The organism is uncultured Acinetobacter sp. (assembly GCF_947624825.1).
Lineage (GTDB): Bacteria > Pseudomonadota > Gammaproteobacteria > Pseudomonadales > Moraxellaceae > Acinetobacter.
In genome coordinates this window covers 29,353-47,014 of the sequence record NZ_CANQLZ010000008.1, presented here as the reverse complement: position 1 = coordinate 47,014, position 17,662 = coordinate 29,353, and the positions used below count along the sequence as shown (strand labels likewise).

The 17,662-nt window shown below is 42.8% G+C and carries 14 protein-coding genes; 6 read left to right on the top strand and 8 right to left on the bottom strand.

Annotated elements, in window-relative coordinates:
• Positions 1 to 100: 100 nt before the first annotated feature.
• The 5 genes from truA to asd form a co-directional block, all read right to left on the bottom strand.
• Complete coding sequence (truA, locus tag Q0017_RS03400; protein WP_298142691.1) at positions 101 to 898, bottom strand: tRNA pseudouridine(38-40) synthase TruA; 798 nt, start codon at positions 896 to 898, stop codon at positions 101 to 103.
• Positions 899 to 905: 7 nt separating this feature from the next.
• Complete coding sequence (locus tag Q0017_RS03395) at positions 906 to 1,880, bottom strand: asparaginase (RefSeq protein ID WP_298142688.1); 975 nt, start codon at positions 1,878 to 1,880, stop codon at positions 906 to 908.
• A 51-nt stretch (positions 1,881 to 1,931) separates the two neighbouring features.
• Positions 1,932 to 3,248 carry a hypothetical protein gene (locus Q0017_RS03390; protein ID WP_298142685.1) on the bottom strand — a complete coding sequence of 439 codons (1,317 nt, stop codon included), beginning with the start codon at positions 3,246 to 3,248 and terminating at the stop codon, positions 1,932 to 1,934.
• Positions 3,249 to 3,326: 78 nt separating this feature from the next.
• Positions 3,327 to 4,688 carry a hypothetical protein gene (locus Q0017_RS03385; RefSeq protein ID WP_298142682.1) on the bottom strand — a complete coding sequence of 454 codons (1,362 nt, stop codon included), beginning with the start codon at positions 4,686 to 4,688 and terminating at the stop codon, positions 3,327 to 3,329.
• A gap of 117 nt (positions 4,689 to 4,805) precedes the next feature.
• Positions 4,806 to 5,924, bottom strand: a complete 1,119-nt coding sequence (gene asd / locus Q0017_RS03380) for an aspartate-semialdehyde dehydrogenase (protein ID WP_297427005.1) — start codon at positions 5,922 to 5,924, stop codon at positions 4,806 to 4,808.
• Positions 5,925 to 6,114: 190 nt separating this feature from the next.
• Here asd and Q0017_RS03375 point away from each other — a divergent pair, with 190 nt between their 5' ends.
• Positions 6,115 to 7,242 carry an endonuclease/exonuclease/phosphatase family protein gene (locus Q0017_RS03375; protein ID WP_298142679.1) on the top strand — a complete coding sequence of 376 codons (1,128 nt, stop codon included), beginning with the start codon at positions 6,115 to 6,117 and terminating at the stop codon, positions 7,240 to 7,242.
• A 249-nt stretch (positions 7,243 to 7,491) separates the two neighbouring features.
• Here the strand turns inward: Q0017_RS03375 and Q0017_RS03370 are convergent, their stop codons facing one another.
• The 3 genes from Q0017_RS03370 to Q0017_RS03360 form a co-directional block, all read right to left on the bottom strand.
• Positions 7,492 to 8,598: a glycosyltransferase family 4 protein gene (locus Q0017_RS03370; RefSeq protein ID WP_298142676.1), complete on the bottom strand. Its 1,107-nt coding sequence runs from the start codon at positions 8,596 to 8,598 to the stop codon at positions 7,492 to 7,494.
• Positions 8,599 to 8,613: 15 nt separating this feature from the next.
• Positions 8,614 to 9,549 (bottom strand): LpxL/LpxP family Kdo(2)-lipid IV(A) lauroyl/palmitoleoyl acyltransferase, encoded by a 936-nt coding sequence (gene lpxL / locus Q0017_RS03365; protein ID WP_298142673.1) that lies wholly within the window; start codon positions 9,547 to 9,549, stop codon positions 8,614 to 8,616.
• Positions 9,550 to 9,762: 213 nt separating this feature from the next.
• Positions 9,763 to 11,658, bottom strand: a complete 1,896-nt coding sequence (locus Q0017_RS03360; RefSeq protein WP_298142670.1) for an ATP-binding cassette domain-containing protein — start codon at positions 11,656 to 11,658, stop codon at positions 9,763 to 9,765.
• 33 nt (positions 11,659 to 11,691) lie between these two features.
• On the opposite strand from Q0017_RS03360, the gene Q0017_RS03355 reads away from it, so the two are divergent.
• The 5 genes from Q0017_RS03355 to Q0017_RS03335 all read left to right on the top strand — a co-directional run bounded on the left by Q0017_RS03355 (position 11,692) and on the right by Q0017_RS03335 (position 17,656).
• Entirely contained in the window at positions 11,692 to 11,937 is a 246-nt protein-coding gene (locus Q0017_RS03355) for a SlyX family protein (RefSeq protein ID WP_297426991.1), read from the top strand.
• A 92-nt stretch (positions 11,938 to 12,029) separates the two neighbouring features.
• On the top strand, positions 12,030 to 13,040 hold the full coding sequence (locus Q0017_RS03350) for a hypothetical protein (protein ID WP_298142667.1): 1,011 nt from the start codon (positions 12,030 to 12,032) through the stop codon (positions 13,038 to 13,040).
• 295 nt (positions 13,041 to 13,335) lie between these two features.
• Positions 13,336 to 13,785 (top strand): ammonium transporter, encoded by a 450-nt coding sequence (locus Q0017_RS03345; protein WP_298142664.1) that lies wholly within the window; start codon positions 13,336 to 13,338, stop codon positions 13,783 to 13,785.
• 29 nt (positions 13,786 to 13,814) lie between these two features.
• Complete coding sequence (gene topA / locus Q0017_RS03340) at positions 13,815 to 16,454, top strand: type I DNA topoisomerase (protein ID WP_298142662.1); 2,640 nt, start codon at positions 13,815 to 13,817, stop codon at positions 16,452 to 16,454.
• Between the two features lie 68 nt (positions 16,455 to 16,522).
• Complete coding sequence (locus Q0017_RS03335) at positions 16,523 to 17,656, top strand: glycerate kinase (RefSeq protein WP_298142658.1); 1,134 nt, start codon at positions 16,523 to 16,525, stop codon at positions 17,654 to 17,656.
• Positions 17,657 to 17,662 lie beyond the last annotated feature (6 nt).

The window sequence follows — 17,662 nt, the reverse complement described above, 5'->3', positions numbered from 1 at the left end:
CAAAATATGACATCGCAGCCTTGGCTTTTAAGCTATGTTGTCACATTAGTTTGGGTATTATTTTTGCCTTAGAACTCAGTTTTGCGTGATGTAATAGATTTTATTCCGGCATATTTAACCAATGCGGTCCAAGCGGCAGATGAGGCAGTTCAAATTCGCTTGGGTAATCGGCATGAATAAAATACAAGCCATCGGGTGGTGCGGTAATGCCGGCAGCACTACGATCTTGAGCTGCAAAAATGGCATCAATATGCTCCACCTCATACATACCTTGCCCAATTTCAAGTAAGCAGCCCATGATGTTACGTACCATGTGATGTAAAAAACCATCAGCTTGAATATCAAGCACCAAATAGCAGCCATGCTGAATTAAACGACAATGCTTAACATGACGTACAGGTTGATTAGATTGGCAGGCCGCAGCACGGAAACTTTCAAAGTTATGCGTACCCTCAAACTTTTTCGCAGCTTCCATCATCTTAGTCACATCTAAAGGTTGATAGATATGCGTCACTTGTTTATGCAGCAAAGCAGGTCGCATAGGGTTGTTATACACCACGTAACGATAACGGCGTGCTTTGGCTTTAAAACGCGCATGGAAATTTTCATCCATGGGTTTAATCCATTGGATCGCAATGTCTTTAGGTAGCTGACTGTTGGCGCCCATTAACCATCCACGTAAAGGGCGGATGGCTGTGGTATCAAAATGCGCGACCATGTTGGTGGCATGTACACCAGCATCAGTGCGTCCTGCACCATGCAGCACAATTGGCTCATTGGCAATTTTACTTAAAATGTGCTCAATGGTTTCTTGCAAGCTCACAACGCCTGCTTGCTGGGTTTGCCAGCCTCGATACTGCATCCCACAAAACTCAATACCGACGGCAAAACGTTGCATAGTGACCTCAAATGCTGGTGAATTCATGCCAATGAGCACGGCGCTCATCGAGTGTGGCGTATTGTAAATAGATTTTAAGCGCTTTTGCATAAAGATCTGCGTGACTGGCACAATCACTGATTAAAATCTTGGCATGCGTGGTCCATGCCGAAATGGCATAGCGTTGCTCTAAGCCACCAAAAGGCACTTGCGAGGTTAATAGGGTTAAGCATCCAGCTTGATACAATTCATGTAAGACTTCAATCAAGCTGTCATTAGCATGTAAATTGCCAATACCAAAGCCTTGTAAAATTAAAACGTCGGGCGCATCTTGGCACAGTTGTTTAAGTTGTATCACGTGTTGGGTCAGGCTTAATGGCTGCCACATGATATTTAAACACCGAAAAGTATCGGCACATGCTAAATCGCGCGCAGTAATTTGGTATGGCTTGAGTGTAGGCTTAAACGCCATTTGTGCATGCAGACCTGCAAAGGCATCTAAATGGGTGCTGTGCTGCTTTAACACGCTTTGGGCATGAAAAATCTTTTGATTAAACGCAACATACACGCCAGCTTTAAGTTGCTTGACTTGCGATAGCGCCAAATTCAGATTATCTAAAGCATCACTGTGTTCATGCAATGCATTGCCTTGGGCATTGAGCAGAGGATATTGACTACCTGTCACCACCATATGCACTGACTGGGCTAAAAAATGTGCCAAGACTGCCGCGGCGTAGCTTAAGGTGTCTGTGCCATGAATTAAAACAAAATGCTGATAGCCTTGGAGTTGTAGTGTTTGCACATAAGCAGCAAGTTCAAGCCAATCTCTGGGTGTGCAAGCACTACTGTCTTTAATCACGGGTGCAATCAAGCAATCAAGATCAAATGCAGGCTCTAAAATGTCTTGTAAATGAGGTAAAAACTGTGCAGCTGGCATGGGAGCCAACGGTTGACCGACACAACCAAAGGTGCCGCCCATATAAATTAACGCGATTTTTTTCATATAAAAAAGCAGCCAAGGATGACTGCTTTATCTTAGTGCTAAATAGATCGCTTAGGCGATTTTATTTCGCAGGCTCTGAGCAAATTCACGTTGTTGATCGTTATAGCTGGCTTCGTGTTCAGCAAGCACACTGATCGCATCTGAATGAGCACCTAAGCGTACATATTCAGCGGCAAGTTTTAAGTTCAAATCAATTTCACTTAGCTGCGCTAACTCAGGGAAGAGTTGTAACAATGGATCTTGAGTATTAACAGCTGCTTCGGCTACAGCTGCAACTTCTGTTGGTGCTTCAAATTTAAAGTCAAAACTTTGAGGTTCAACTTTTGCTACAGGCACGTCTAGTGGTGCCGGTGTTGGTTGTTCTAGATTAAAATCAAATTCAGTTTTTTCTGCTTTTGATGGTTCAAGATTAAACTCAAGTGCTTGCTCAGGTTTAGCTTTCGCTGCATTGTCTAAACTAAACTCAAGTTCAGCTTTGGCAGGTTGAGTTGGTGCTGTCTCAAGATTAAATTCAAGCTCTGATTTTTGCGTGCTTGGCGTTTGATCTAAACTAAACTCAAGCGCTTGCGGTTCTTTTGACTCAACCACAGGCTCTACAGGCGCTGCACTTTGATCTAAAGTAAAAGCAAAGTCTAAAGGTTTGACTTCGTCTTGAACTGGTTTAGCAACAGGTGCTGCATTAAATTCAAGTGGTGTGGGTTCGGTTTTTTCAGTTGTGTTGCTGGTAACAGCAAAATCAAGCGGTTTAGCGACATCTGTGGCAGGTGCCACTTCAGCTTTTGGTGCAAACTCAAGTGGAGCTTGTGCAGCGGGTTTAACTTCTTCTTGTTGTAACTGATCAAAAGACAATGAACTTACAGCAAGCTTAGCCGCTTGGCTTTCGGCTTTGGTTTTGGCTTCTTCAACAAGACGTGCTTCGTGTGCGACGCGTTTGTCTTGTGCTTGTTGCACAATATCATCGAGCTGTAATGAACGTAAATGGGTAAACAATTGATTAATGGCAAACTCATCATTTTGTAGCAAATGTAAGTCAAGCAGCATGAGATACAATTCGTGCTGTGCATTGTCACGATTTAAGGCTTGGTTAATCTGTGCTTCTGCTGCAAAGTAATTGCCATCGCGCATTTGATTTTCAATGTGACGACGCAATTCAGGTGCCAATGGGGTACGTTCTTGTGACCCAACTGCTTTAGCTACAGCTTGAACCACCACAGGTGTTTCAACAACCTCTGTGCTTGGTGTGCTCACCGTTTTAGCTTTGGCTGCCGTGGTTTTTTTGGTTGGTTCTGCTTTTTGATTGTCTTGGCGCTTTTTTAAAACAATGGCGACAACCAATAAGATAATAAATGGAAGCACATATAACAGCATATTGATTAACCCCTTGTGGCGAGCATATTGGTTGGCTCAAACCCACGCAAAAAATCGTTGTGGTAACACGTTAGTTGATCATTTTTTCTGTACTTGTTGCGCTTTGAGTTGCTGTTGCAATTGCGCCAAACGAGTATTTAGTAATTGAATTCTATGATCCTTTTGCTTAAGCATCTGATCGAGGTGTGTTACGTTTCTTTGTAATTTAACGCTTTTTTCACGCGATGTCATAACTTTTAATGCTAACTGCTGCGAGCTTTTTGCAGTTTGTGTGCTTTTTTTCGCGGAACCTTGTGCAGAATCTGCTTGCTTCTGAGCAACAAGGCTCATGTGCGCTTCATTTAAACGATATTTTGCCTTGCCCGATTGTTTACTTGCCACAACTGGTAAGTCTTTTGTACTCACCGCTTTTGGCTGAACAGCAGCTATTTCTAGGTTTAAATCGAGTATTGCACCACGACGTAGTCTATTACGATTACCGGCAATAAAGGCATGCGGGTTTTGGTGATGAATCTCTTGCATAACCTCAGAAGTGGAGCGTTGTTGCTGCTTGGCAATTTGTGCTGAGATAGACCACAAAGATTCATTGTTTTGCACCGTATGTTTTTGGGTGCTGCTCGTAGCAGACGAGCTAATTGTGGTATTGGCTTGAGAAGCAGAAGCAGAAGCAGAAGCAGAAGCAGAAGCAGAAGCAGAAGCCGCCAAAATTTCCTCTACTTTTGTAGCATTGCTTGGGGGCGCTTGAGTTTCTAACGGCGGTGGCGCAACTTTTTGTACCATGAGTACCTGTTCTTGTGATGCAGCCAGTTTAGACTCAGCGTGGGATTTAACTGGCGCTTTAACATCAGGTATAGCTGGATGATTGTTTTGTGCAGTTAAAGCCGTGCCTTGCAATAAAGGCGGAGGAGTATGACTCACCGCTAAAGGACGTTCTTGCACCTTGACATCAGCGGCTTGATATTGGGTTGATGTGGCTAAAGTGAGCGGAATTTCTTCTTCGCGTAGCAGTTTAATCGGGACTAATTTTTTTTCGGTCGGTGATGTATTGGACTGTGCTTTAAAGTCAGCCAAACGCGTTTTAATATGTTGTAAACGTGTGCTACCGGCATGTTGAATTTTCACCACAACGTTTAATTCCGTTTCAATCACAGGACGTGATGAGGTAATGGTAATCACCCCTGTATCTTGACCTGATTGACGTACAAAAAAATTTAAATGCCCGGGTGGTTGATGACTGACCCCTAAATATCTTAAATCTTCAACTGAGGCTAAACCTACACGTAAGGGTTGGGTCGTATCGGCATGCTGAAATTTAATTTCGGCATATAACAGTTCCCCCGGTGTAGATTGAATATCAATTGGCATCAGATTTAAGGCATAACTTTGCTGTGAAACGAGACAGCCAAATAAAGTGAGTTTAAATTTATTATAAAAATTCATTCTGTGTCTTTCTTCATACTCAACTTGAGTTAAGTTTACTCAATAATATGAAAGAGTAACAGATTAGACACAAAAAAGCCGATCAATGTGACCGGCTTCTTATTTGCTTAGTAAAAATTAAGCATTTTTATATTCAATTAAGATGCGCAGCATACGACGTAATGGCTCAGCAGCACCCCAAAGCAGTTGGTCACCCACTGTAAATGCACCTAAGTATTCTTTACCCATGTTCATTTTACGTAAACGACCGACTGGTACAGTGAGTGTGCCAGTGACTGCCACAGGTGTAAGATCAGTCATAGACGCTTCACGTGTGTTTGGTACCACTTTTGCCCATTGGCTAGACTGACGAATCATGTCTTCAATTTCGTTTAATGGAACGTCTTTTTTGAGCTTTAAGGTAATTGCTTGCGAGTGACAACGCATTGCACCAATACGCACACAGTGACCATCAATTGGTACGATCTGTTGGTTGCCTAAGATCTTGTTGGTTTCAACTTGACCTTTCCACTCTTCTTTTGATTGACCGCTTTCAAGTTGTTTGTCGATATACGGAATCAAAGAACCTGCCAGTGGCACACCAAAGTTTGCCGATGGGAAACCTTCACCACGTTGTAATTGTGCAATTTTAGAGTCAATGTCTAAAATTGGTGAACGCGGATCATCAAGCAGATCTTTAGTATTGTTATATAAATAACCCATACCTGTGATCAATTCACGCATGTTTTGCGCGCCAGCACCCGATGCTGCTTGATAGGTCATTGAGGTTGCCCATTCCACCAAGTTATTTTGGAATAAAGAACCTAAGCCCATGAGCATCAATGATACAGTACAGTTACCGCCCACAAATGTTTTTGTGCCTTTGACTAAACCGTCTTGAATCACGTTCATGTTGACAGGATCAAGCACGATGATCGCTTCGTCATCCATACGTAGTGTAGATGCCGCATCAATCCAGTAACCATTCCAGTTTTCAGCTTTTAGCTTTGGGAAAACTTCAGAGGTATAGTCACCACCTTGACAGGTAATAATGACATCCATTTGCTTGAGACTATTAATGTCTGTTGCATCCATAAGTGCTGGGGCAGTTTTACCGCCAAACGCAGGCGCTTGACCCCCTGCATTACTGGTAGAGAAATAAAACGGTTCGATATCTGCGAAATCGTTTTCTTCAACCATACGTTGCATAAGGACGGAACCAACCATCCCGCGCCAACCGACCAGACCTACTTTCATGTCACTTTGCCTCGGTGCGTTAAAAATCTAAAAGGGATTCGAGTGTATCAAAAGGCTGTTGAACTGCAAGAGCTACATCAGCAAAACACTAACAATATTGTCCAATATATCTTGTTTATGTTACATGCAAAATTGATATAAATTTATAAGTGGCTAAAACTTTAAGAATATCAAAAAAGGAGAGGGATACATGCTGTGGATTCAAATAATAGCAGGCTTGGTGATTTGGCTCAGTTTTTGGTCGTTGATCCCTCGTGATGAATGGTGGTTTCGCGGTGCTGATTTTCCACGCTTACAAATTTTATGCTTAGGTTTTGCAGCGTTACTTGGCATTTTATTTTGGTCGGGTGAATGGGATAGCACCCGTTATGTGTTTTTAGTGTTGCTGATGGCAGCATTGGCGTATCAGCTTAAAATGGTGTTGCCTTATACTTTTGTGTGGAAAAAACAGGTCGCAAGTGTACGTCCTGAGCAACTTGACCGTGAAAAGCAAATCTCGCTTTTAGTGTCTAATGTATTGACCCCTAATAAGAAATATTATTTATTAATTGCTGAAATTGAGAAATATCAACCCGATATTGTCTTAACTTTAGAAACAGATCAGACATGGCAAAACGAATTGGCTGTGATTGAAAAAGACTATCCGTATCGTGTGCCTGTGCCTTTAGATAATTTATATGGCATGCATTTGTATAGTAAATTGCCGTTAAAAGACAGCGAGGTGAAATTTATCTTAAGCGATGAAATTCCTTCGATTCATACCACAGTGACCTTGCGTTCAGGGCATGAGGTGGAGCTGTATTGCTTACATCCAAAACCGCCAAGTCCAACTGAAGCCAAAGATTCCACTTTACGCGATGCTGAACTGTTAATTGTGGGTGATCAAATTAAAGACCTAGATCAAAGCTGTATTGTGATGGGCGATTTAAATGATGTGGCATGGTCACGTACCACGCGTTTGTTCCAGCGTATTAGTGGTTTACTTGATCCACGCGTGGGGCGTAAATACGTCAACACCTTTCATGCCAATTATCCACTGTTACGTTGGTCACTCGATCATGTTTTTCATAGCACTGACTTTGCGTTAGTGGATATGCAGCGTTTGCCACATATGGGTTCAGATCATTTTCCGGTGTATGTGGTACTGCAAACTGGACGAATTTTTGAGAACATTCAACAAGAACTACAACAAACCGATGCCGATGAAAAACAGGCACAGCAAGCCATTCAAGAGGGTATTGCCAAAGCCGAACGCGAGGAGAAAATTGTGACCGATGAAATTGCCCAAGACTATAAAGATGGCACTAAAACCCCTTAATGTAAGCATTGGCGTACACAGAATGAGGTGAGGTGCTAATAGCCAAGCAATCTGCTTTGGCTTAATCTAAGTTTAACAGCAGATGGACACGGGAACGGATCATCCCACTAAGGAAGACCAAGCTGTAGGATAAAACATCATGGATTTGATGTCAGGTCTGGATGACCAAACAATAAAAAACAACAATAATATTGCAAGCACAACCTTATAAAACCCGAGTTTTACAGGATGTAGAACTCGGGTTTTGACTTATTTAGAGGTGGTGATTTGCTCATATAACGCCAAAGTTTGTTGGCACATATCGTCTAAGCTAAACTGAGTGACAGGGGCCACTTGCTTCAGTGTTTGAATATGCTGTTGAATTTTTTGTAATAAAGTGACTTGATCATCAACCGCCACTAAACCTTGGGGATAGAGTTGGCTTAAAATTTCTGCCACGCCACCGCGTTGCCAACCCACCACTGGTGTACCCACAGACAAAGCTTCTAACACGGTACGTCCAAAGGTTTCTGCTTGATTAGATAAAGACAATACCAAATCAGACATGGCAAGCCATTCGCGAATATCCGAGCGATGCCCAACAAAAGTAATTTGATCGCTTAAATCTTTTGATTGAATGGTGTTTTTAAGTTCATCTAAATACGCCACTTTTTTCGGATCTGCCCCACCGACCACCACAGCATGTGCTTGCGGAAACTGAGTTTTAAGCTGTTGCATGAGCGTAATTAAAGTTTCATGACCTTTTAAGCGGGTAATACGACCCGGCAGACAAATCAAAAACTTATCTTTAAGCTCAGGAAAATCTTGCCACACTTGGTTTTGCCAATGCTTAGGTGGCATATAGCCATGTGGAAAAGCCTTGGCGTCAATGCCGCGGTAAATGCGTACAATATCTTGTGGTGGGCAGTTTTTATAGTTTTGGGTAATGTAATCCACCACGCTGTCAGACACTGCAATGACTTTTTCAGCTTGAGTCATAATTTGGCTATAACGATTAATGGAATAAAAGCCATGCACCGTTGAAATCAAGCGTGGGCGTGTAGCTTTGGGAATACCTTTGAGTGCAAAATGGGTCAGCCATGCCGGTACACGTGAACGCACATGTACAATATCGGGTTGTTCTTTTTCAATTAAGGCACGTAGTGGCGCAATTTGCCATAAGCTCGATAAGGCTTTTTTATGAATGGCAAGGCTGCAATGCTTTGAACCTTGAGCCTCCAATTCAGCGACTAAACGCCCACCATGGGACACCACCACAGATTGATGACCTGCTTGAACTAAAGCACGGGCAATTTCTAAAGTACCGCGCTCTACACCACCGCTATTGAGCTCGGGTAATAATTGCATAACTTTCATGTGCATTTTCCTGCTTTAGTAAATCTTGTCGTAGCCTTGTGGGCGAGTTTTAAAACGACGATGGAACCACATGTATTGCGTAGGCGCAATGCGAAGTTGGGCTTCAATAATCTGATTGGTGCGTGTTGCATCGGCCAACTCATCTTCACTTGGAAACTGTGCCAATGCAGGTTCAATCATAATGCGGTATTGAGGATTGTTGATATCGCCGTGACGATAAAAATACAAAGGAATAGCAGCAGCTTTGGTCATTTTAAGTAAACGACGATGTGCTGTAACAGTTGCGGCAGGTACGCCAAAAAACGGCGCCATGACGCCTTGCTTTAAACCAAAATCTTGATCGGGACTGTACCAAATAGCGCGTCCATTTTTTAAATGGCGGATTAAGCCACGCATATCATCATGGTCAATTTGATGTTGGTAAATGGTGGCGCGGCAACGATAAATCAGCATATCTAGTAGTGGATTGTTTTGCGGACGATACACCACATCGGGTTCAAAAAACTGCGCACAGGCATAGCCGCCAGCATCTAATAATGTTGAGTGCGTGCCTAAGAGTAACACGCCTTGACCACGCGCTTGGGCTGCTTGTAAATGCTCTAAGCCGTCAACCGTGACCCGTCCAGCAAACCATTTTGGGCTATACCAAGCATTTAAGGTTTCAAAAATCCCAAGCATTTGATCAATAAACACTTGGCGTGCCTTGTCTTCACGTTCCTGTACTGACCATTCAGGAAAACATACTTCTAAATTACGTAAAGTGGTCTTACGGCGTGATTTAAGCTGCTTAAATGCAATGCGACCCAGTATATGAGCAAGGCGTTGTTGTATTGCCCACGGTAGTATGGCCAATATCATCAGCAAGACAATACCAATCCAAATGCCCCAATAACGTGGCAGCAGAAAAGACCACTGAAATTTACCCGATGGATAATGCTGTTTTTGACTCATGAGCGCTGAAGATAACCAAACAAGTTTGGCAGTTTAGCATGAAGGTTAAAGCAAAATGCAAATTGCCAAGCTCATACTCATAGGTGCCACGACAAAACACACAAGCTTAAAATGCTTCTATCAATATGTAAAATTAACGAATTAAAAAGATAAAAAGCCCTGATGTTTAAGCATAAAAAAAGCCGCATATAGCGGCTTTTTAGGCTGAAAAGATTACTTGGTTAAATTCTCAAGCTCTTCCCAACGTTCTAACTTTTCAAGCAATTGCTCATCAATTTCAGTTAAACGATTAGACAGTTTCATAGCTTGATCAGCATTAGATACAAACAATGAACCATCTGCTAATTGTGCGTTAATGTCTGCTTGCTCTTTTTCAAGTGCTTCCATTTCGGCAGGTAATTGCTCTAAAGCACGTTGATCTTTATAGCTGAGTTTAACTTTTTTAGGTGCAGCAGTTGCTGCTTCGGCTTTAGCAGCGGCTTTTTTAGCCTCACTTTTTAAGCCAACAGCTGTTTGGTCAGGGCGTTGCTCTAGATAGTCTTGGTAGCCACCGATGTATTCATCAATGTTGCCTTTACCATCAAATACCCATGTTGAGGTCACAACGTTGTCCATAAAGGCACGGTCATGCGAGATGAGCAAAAGGGTGCCTTTATAGCCACCGAGCATCTCTTCGAGTAACTCAAGGGTCACCATGTCCAAATCGTTGGTTGGCTCATCCATCACAATTAAGTTAGATGGTTTAAGCAGTAATTTTGCCAATAAAATACGGTTACGTTCACCACCTGATAAGGCTTTTACAGGGGTACGTGCGCGTTCTGGGCTAAATAAGAAATCTTGTAAATAGCTGTAAATATGACGACGGCTGCCGTTAACATCTACATGATCTGAACCTTCAGACACGTTATCTTTAACTGATTTTTCAAGATCAAGCGCATTACGTAATTGGTCAAAATAGGCCACTTCAAGCTGCGTACCTGTTTTAACCACACCCGTATGCTCAAGTTCACCTAAAATGGCTTTAATGAGCGTGGTTTTGCCCACACCATTGTCGCCTACTAAGCCAATACGGTCGCCACGTAACACCAAGGCCGAGAAATCTTTGATAATTGGTGTATTGTCACCAAATTGCACACTGAGATTCTCAATTTCAAAGACAACTTTACCTGAACGGTTGGCCTCTTGGGTGGCCATTGCCACTTTACCTTGTTGTGAACGACGTGCTTTAGATTGCTCACGGAGTTCTTTTAAAGCGCGCACACGACCTTCATTCCGGGTACGACGTGCTTTAATGCCTTGACGAATCCAAACTTCTTCTTCAGCTAAACGCTTATCAAACAACGCATTTTGCTTTTCTTCGGCTTCCATTTGCTGTTCTTTAAGCTCAAGATAACGCGAATAGTTACCGTCATAGCTACGCAAAGTACCACGGTCAAGTTCGACAATACGAGTGGCAATGCTGTCTACAAATGAACGGTCATGCGAGATAAACAATAAAGTTAAATTGTTTTGATCGAGCAAGAATTTTTCTAACCATTCAATACTTTCAACGTCCAAATGGTTGGTTGGTTCGTCAAGTAACAATACATCAGGTTGGGTCAATAAAGCGCGCGCCAATAAAACACGGCGTTTACGACCACCGGATAAATCGGCAAGGTCAGCTTCTGGGTCAAGACCCATTTTGCTTAAAATCGAGTTGACTTTGGTTTCAAGCGCCCAACCGTCTAATTGATCCATTTGGTGTTGTAAGTGACCCATGCGATCGCAGGCATCCATATCACCCAATACACACGATTCACTTGCCGCATGATAATCACGTAACACTTGCGCCGCTTCACCTGCACCGTCTGCCACAATGTCTGCCACACGACCTGAATCCATTGGTACGTCTTGGGCTAACATTGAAATTGTGACACCATTTTGCAGGGAAACTTCACCGCTGTCAGGTAATAAACTTCCCTCAATTAGCTTGAGTAAAGTAGACTTACCTTCACCGTTACGCCCAATCAAGCAGACTCGTTCGCCGCGTTCTAAGTTAAAATTCGCGCCGTCGAGCAAGGCAGGTCCACCAAACGCAAGTTGGACATCCCTTATAGTAATATAGGCCATAATGTTTCCTGAAATCCCAAATGAGGACTTTAAATGACTAAACAACAAAATCTAAATGATCTAGCGTCATTGTCCGCACCCATTGAAGATTTGCAAGTGCGAATTGCATTTTTAGACGATTTAGTTGATCAGCTCAATGATCAAGTAGCTCATCAGGCGTTAGAACTGGCTGATTTAAAAAAACAAATGCAGCTTTTGTATCAACGGGTAGAATCGTCTGATTTATCCGATGGTATTGCCACCTTTGACCCTGTAGCTGACCGTCCACCACATTATTAAGCCATAGGTTTGAATAAAGGCGCAGATTTTATTTGACCTTTTGAGGGCTTATGGTTGTAATCATGTGATTTTCTGATCACCTATAAGCCCTTATGTCTGATAAAGCCGTTTTACTTGACCTTGAAAATAACCCGCCTACGCTGTCTTTATTGCGTGAAATTGTGCAGCATTATCCTGTGATCTATGTGTTTAATAGCACAGGAAAATTTGAACTTGCCTTAGATGATTTGACTGAGTTTGCAGCTTGGATCAGCAGCGGTCAGGTGGTGATTTTAGAGGTGGGCAAAGCTGAATATAAAGAATATCAATATGCCATGCTGGTGGGTCAGCTCATGGCTTTATTAGATCAAGACACCCATGTAGAAATTATCTCGGCCATGGATTCAAGCCCAATTTTATTGGAATTACTGCAAAGTTCTGAAATCAGCGCACATCTGATTCAAATTGAAGCTCCGCAACCCACTCAAGCCAGCAGTGGTATTCGTGTACCAAGTTTAACGCGTATTCAACAGCAGCCTAAATTGCAATTGGTGAAGCAATATTGCGACGCTTTAGCCAAAATGAGCGGTAAGCCCAATACACTGGAAAAATTAAAAAATTCACTTGGCAACGTACTAAAAATTGCACCTGAAAAAGCTCAACATTTGGTGGGGATGCTGATTAATTTAAAATTAGTCAAACAAGACCGTGAGCACATTTATTTTCGTAAAAAAGTTTTAAGACAATGGTTGCAGCTTAATACATCTACATCTGATGCCGCTAAAGTTGAAAGTTTAGATGCAGCATGTGCACATTTAGAGAATGAAACACCGCTTGTTAAAGATCGCGAAAATGCTGTGCCAACTCAGGATTCAATTCACACCATACAGCAACAATTATTTAAAAACTTTGCCACCATTGACCCTGTGCAAGTTGAAGTAGCGCGTCATTTGCGTCAACTAAAAGACAATAAACCTAAAGATATTTATGAGTTACGTGATTTGTTGGAGCAAATTTTCCCTAAAGCCGATATTCGTATGTTGCTCAAAGAGCTGATTGAAAAAGGCTATATTTATTGGAATGGGCATGAAGTGGTGTATAGCCATGAAATGTTTTTAAATTAAATATAAGGGGGAGGTGGCATGAAAAAACCTGTTGATCTATCCAACAATATTTTTTAGATCACCCTGCGCAAAAAACCTCAATATCAAGCCGGTTTTGAAGCAGTATTGGCCAGATTTTTGCCTAAAACTGACATTGAGCCTGCACTTGAACTGCTCAGCAAATATGGACTTGTGGTGATTAATGATAGAAAAATCAGTTATCACAATATTTTAATTGGTAATTAAATTCTAACGAGCCACTTGCCTTTTATATTCAGCTTATGCAACTCTAATAATAGAACATAAAGGTTGAGCTATGGATAACATTGGAATTTGGATTGCTGTTCTTGTCGTCGTGTTCGTGATGGGATCAATATTTGGTCTACGCGTTAGTCCAAGAGAAAAGGCTTTAGGCTTAATACGCGAAAAAGCCCGTAAAATTGGCTTGCACCCACGGCTTGTGGCTGCACCAGATTGGACAAAAATCCCAATGGCAACTGAAAATCGTGCCAGTATGGTGGCGTATTACAGCATCTTGTTACCCAATGCACGCCTGCCGCTGATGCGTGCACGTGTGGTTGAGCAACAACTTGAGCTTGTGTATGGTGATGAAAAATTCCAAGGTTTAGACGTTGCATTAAAAGGCATTTATGCTATTGATATGCAGGCTAACTGTGTAGGACTCTATTGGGAAGAAGAAGCAGACCTTAGAGGCTCTCAAATTGAAGAGATCAAGGCTTGGCTTGAATCTTTGGCACAACTTTAACTTTTTATCTTTAGTAAGACGGTTTAATTATGGCGAACGCTCCTCGATCCACATCCAAAAGCGCGACAGCAACTTCTGATGCTGCGAAAAAGCGTGCATTAGTGATTGTGGAGTCGCCTGCAAAAGCGAAAACAATCAATAAATATTTAGGCAGTAACTACATTGTAAAGTCATCTGTGGGTCATGTACGTGATTTACCGACCAGTGGTGGTGCTAAAACAACTGAGAAAAAACCGGCAACGCGTACTAAATTAACGGACCAAGAAAAAGCCCTTAAAGCCCAAAGTGCCTTAGTCAACCGTATGGGTGTTGACCCTGAACACGATTGGCAGGCGCAGTATCAGGTGTTGCCAGGCAAAGAAAACGTGGTGGCTGAGCTTAAAAAACTTGCCGCAGAAGTCGATGAAGTTTATCTGGCTACGGATATGGACCGTGAAGGGGAAGCCATCGCTTGGCATTTAAAAGAAGTGATTGGTGGTGATGAGTCACGTTATCAACGTGTGGTGTTTAACGAAATCACCAAAAATGCTATTCAAGAAGCGTTTAAGCATCCGGCACGTTTAGACATTAATAAAGTCAATGCACAGCAAGCGCGTCGTTTTTTAGACCGTGTGGTGGGCTTTATGATTTCGCCATTGCTGTGGGAAAAAATTGCCCGTGGTTTATCGGCAGGTCGTGTTCAGTCGGTGGCAGTAAAATTGGTGGTGGAGCGTGAACGTGAGATTCGTGCTTTTATTCCTGAAGAATATTGGCAAGTATTTGCAAATACGCAAGCTAGCCAAGATCCTATTCGCTTAGAAGCGGTTAAACAAAACGGCAAAACGCTTAAACTACGTAATCAAGCCGAAACTGATCGTTTACTTCAACTGATTGAAAACGCTGACTATAAAGTTGTTAGCCGTGAAGATAAACCAACCAAGGTAAATCCGAGCGCGCCATATATCACCTCAACCTTACAGCAAGCTGCGAGTACCCGTTTAGGTTTTTCTGTGAAAAAAACCATGATGTTGGCGCAGCGTTTGTATGAAGGTGGTTTTATCACCTATATGCGTACTGACTCAACTTTTTTAAGTGATGATGCGGTGAGCATGGTACGTGGTCATATCGAAGCAGAATATGGCTCTCAATATTTGCCAGAACAAGCAAATCGTTATGGCAACAAAGCTGGGGCACAAGAAGCCCATGAAGCGATTCGTCCATCCAATGTTTCACTCAAAGGTGACAGCCTTGCCGGTGTTGAGCGTGATGCACAGCGTTTATATGACTTGATTTGGCGTCAGTTTGTAGCATGTCAGATGAATTCGGCACAGTATTTGTCGTCTACCATTTTAGTTGATGCCAATGGCGTAGAATTTAAAGCCAAAGGTCGTACTTTGGTGTTTGATGGCTTTACCAAAGTGCGTGGTGCCAATAAAGCTGAAGACGATATTTTATTGCCTGCGGTAAAAGTGGGCGAAGTCTTAAAGCTTGAAAAACTTGAGCCATCACAGCACTTTACCAAGCCACCAGCACGCTTTACCGAAGCATCGTTGGTCAAAGAATTAGAAAAACGTGGTATTGGTCGTCCGTCAACCTATGCTGCGATTATTTCGACCATTCAAGATCGTGGTTATGTCAAACTCGATAATCGTCGTTTATTTGCCGAAAAAATGGGTGAAATTGTTACCGACCGTCTAGATGAAAACTTTAACAACCTGATGAATTATGCCTTTACCGCAGATTTAGAAGGACAGCTGGATAAAGTCGCTGATGGTCAACACAATTGGAAAGATTTACTCAATCAGTTCTATGGCGACTTCAAACAGCGTTTGGGTAAAGCCCAAGGTGAAGACGGCATGCGCCGTAATTTGCCAGTTGAAGTAGAGAGCGTGCATTGTAAAGAGTGTGAGCGCCCTATGCAGATTCGTACCGGTACCACGGGCGTATTCTTGGGCTGTTCGGGTTATAACTTGCCGCCTAAAGAACGCTGTAAAGGTACACTGAACTTAACGCCGGTCGAGTCAATGGCAGCGTTATCTGATGATGATGCAGCAGAAACGGCTGATTTACTGTCGAAAAAACGTTGTTCAATTTGTGCCACTGCCATGGACAGCTATGTGATTGATGGTGGGCGTAAATTACATATTTGCGGCAATAACCCAGATTGTCATGGTTTTGAACTTGAAGAAGGTGAGTTTAAAATCAAAGGCTACGATGGTCCAACCATTCCGTGCGACAAATGTGATGGCGAAATGCAGCTTAAAACCGGTCGTTTTGGCCCATACTTTGCCTGTAATAGCTGTGACAACACCCGTAAAGTGTTAAAGAGTGGTCAGCCTGCGCCGCCGCGTGTTGACCCAATTAAAATGGAACATTTACGCTCAACCAAGCACGATGATTTCTTTGTGTTACGTGATGGCGCAGCAGGTTTGTTCCTTGCAGCTAGTAAGTTCCCAAAAATTCGTGAAACTCGTGCGCCGAAAGTTGCCGAAATCCGTACTGTGGCAGATCAGCTTGATCCAAAATATCAGTTTATTTTGCAAGCACCAGACACAGACCCAGAAGGTCATGCAACTTTGGTGAAATTTAGTCGTAAAAACCAAGCGCAATATATTGGTTCTGAGACACCAGAAGGCAAAGCCACCAAATGGTCATTGCTGTATCAAGATGGCAAATGGGTTGAAGCTTAAACTACAAAAATGCTGACGAAAGTCGGCATTTTTTATGTCTGAAATAATGAGCCAACGAGGAAAAGCCTATGCCACGTTTTGTTATTGCGCCTGACTCCTTTAAAGAAAGTTTAACGGCTATAGAGGCCTGCCATGCGATGCAACGCGGTATATGCTCGGTCATGCCACACGCCGAATGTATTTGTGTGTCTATGGCAGATGGTGGTGAAGGTACGCTGGATGCATTAATGCAGGTGTGTAAGTTAGAAAAAATTACCTGTCAGGTACAAGGCCCATTGCCTGAACAACACATTGACAGTTATTTTGCCCTAACCGATGCAGGCAAAACCGCGATCATTGAAATGGCCAAAGCCAATGGCATTGCTTTGCTTAAACCTGAACAGCGTAATCCTATGCTGACCTCAACCTATGGCACAGGTCAAATGCTGCTACATGCGCTTGATTTGGGCGTAGACAAGGTGATTATTGCACTAGGGGGTAGTGTCACCAATGATGGTGGTAGTGGCCTAGCACAAGCCTTAGGCGTAGGTTTTTATGACCGTTTAGGACAGCAGCTACACGTGTGTGGCGGTAATCTTAATCAGATTGATGACATTGACATGACGCACCTAGATGCACGTTTAAAGCACATTGAGATCATCATTGCCTCGGATGTAAGCAATCCACTGTGTGGCAGTACAGGTGCTTCTTATGTGTTTGGTCCACAAAAAGGCGCAACCCCTGCTATGGTTGAGCAGCTTGATGCTAATTTAGGTCATTATGCGGCTAAGGTCAGTCAAGTGATCGGCAAAGAGTTGGCAGGGCAGCAAGGTGCAGGCGCAGCAGGTGGTTTAGCTTTTGCTCTCATGGCATTTTGTGATGCTCACATACAATCGGGGGCTGAGTTTATAATGCAACAAACTGGTTTGGCGCAACACATGCAACAGGCAGATTATGTATTAACCGGTGAGGGTAAAATTGATGCACAGACTCATTTGGGCAAAACAGCTTATGCCGTCGCTCGGCTTGCACAACAGTTTAATATTCCAGTCATTGCTTTTGCAGGGGTGGTGGACTTAGATCAACATGGTTTTCATCATATTGTTGCAATTAATCCTGAGGGAATTGAGCAAGCACAGGCTTTAGAAAATGCGGCACACTATTTACAACACAGCACTGCTACATGGCTGCGATTAGTTCAGAAGGATTTTCTGTTAAAATAGCGCATG